The following is a 1,484-nucleotide window of genomic DNA, read 5'->3' on the forward strand; positions in this document are numbered from 1 at the left end:
AAGGCCGTCCAGAGCTCGCTGCAGTCACACGAATACCCATTCTGCCAGCCCCCTGTGACGCCGCGTCACTGCTCCACAAGAAGTGGATCAGAACCAAGCTGCGCCACGGCCGCCGTCAGCGGATGGTGTCCTACCTGCGGGGACTGCTCGGAGAGAGCGAGCGGAAGAACGGCTGGACACTGGCCGAGGCCGCCGGTGACACCGGCCCTCAGGGCATGCAGCGTCTGCTGAACCACTACCTGTGGGATGCCGACGCTGTGCGTGACGACGTCCGCGACGCGGTGGTGGAGCACATCGGAGATCCCGAGCGGGGAATTCTCATTCTCGACGAGACGGGATTCCTGAAGAAGGGCGTCCGGTCTGCGGGCGTGGCCCGGCAGTATTCCGGGACGGCTGGCCGGATCGAGAATTCCCAGGTTGGGGTCTTCTTGGCCTACGGATCGAGCAAGGGCCGGGCGCTTATCGACTGCGAGCTGTACCTGCCGAAAGCCTGGACATCGGATCGTGAGCGCTGCCGGTCAGCTGGCATCGGCGACGATGTCGAGTTCGCCACCAAACCGGACCTGGGCCTGCGCATGCTCAAGCGCGCGGTGGCCTCCGGGACACCCTTCGGCTGGGTGACCGCCGATGAACTCTACGGCCAGGTGAGTCGCATCCGGTTGTGGCTGGAAGAACACGACATCCCTCATGTCCTCGCAGTCCCGAAATCGCAGATGGTCATGACCATGGAATTCTTCGGGCAGGCCCGGGCCCATGAACTGGTCAGTCAACTGCCCGACGACGCCTGGACACGTCTGAGCTGCGGTGACGGTGCTCATGGCCCGCGCGAGTACGACTGGGCAACAGCCGCTATCCGGCCCTGGCGGCGGGCGGGCTGGGACCACTGGCTCCTTGCGCGGCGCAGCCTCACAGACGACACGGACATCGCTTACTACATCTGCTTCTGCCCGGCCGGGACTTCCCTTGAGGAACTCGTGTCCGTCGCAGGATCCCGGTGGATGGTCGAGGAATGCTTCCAGACAGCGAAGAACGAGACTGGACTCGACCACTACCAAGTCCGCGGCCACACAGCCTGGTACCGGCACATAACTCTCTCCATGGCCGCCCTCGCCTTCCTCGCCGTCCTGCGAGCGGAGGCAAAAAAGGGGATCCTGACACCGGTAGCGACCGGTCCCTCATACCCGTGACCATGAACGAGGCCCGGCGGCTCTTCAACCGCATTTCCTTTCCCGTCCGCCATGCCGTCCATCACGTCATCGCCTGGTCGCTATGGCGCAGAAGAAGCCAAGCCCGAGCCCGCATCAGTCACTACAAACGCAGAGGACGTCACGGAGTGTCGTTGCAGTACTAAGTCCGAACCCCCGCCATTCGCCCGGATGGGGCGAACCTACAGGGCTGATTCAAAGTCCTGGTGATCATGTGGTGGTGCAGGTCAGGGCAGGCCGATGAGGTCGAGTGGGCGGGTGAAGGGGTGGTAGGAGACC

General features: G+C 63.9%; 1 pseudogene. It reads left to right on the plus strand.

Features of this window, described 5'->3' with window-relative positions:
* Window positions 1–122 precede the first annotated feature (122 nt).
* Window positions 123–1,351 (plus strand): annotated as a pseudogene (locus AB0435_RS34150) (IS701 family transposase).
* The last annotated feature ends 133 nt before the right edge of the window (window positions 1,352–1,484 follow it).

It is taken from the genome of Streptomyces sp. NPDC051173 (assembly GCF_040689515.1).
Lineage (GTDB): Bacteria > Actinomycetota > Actinomycetes > Streptomycetales > Streptomycetaceae > Streptomyces.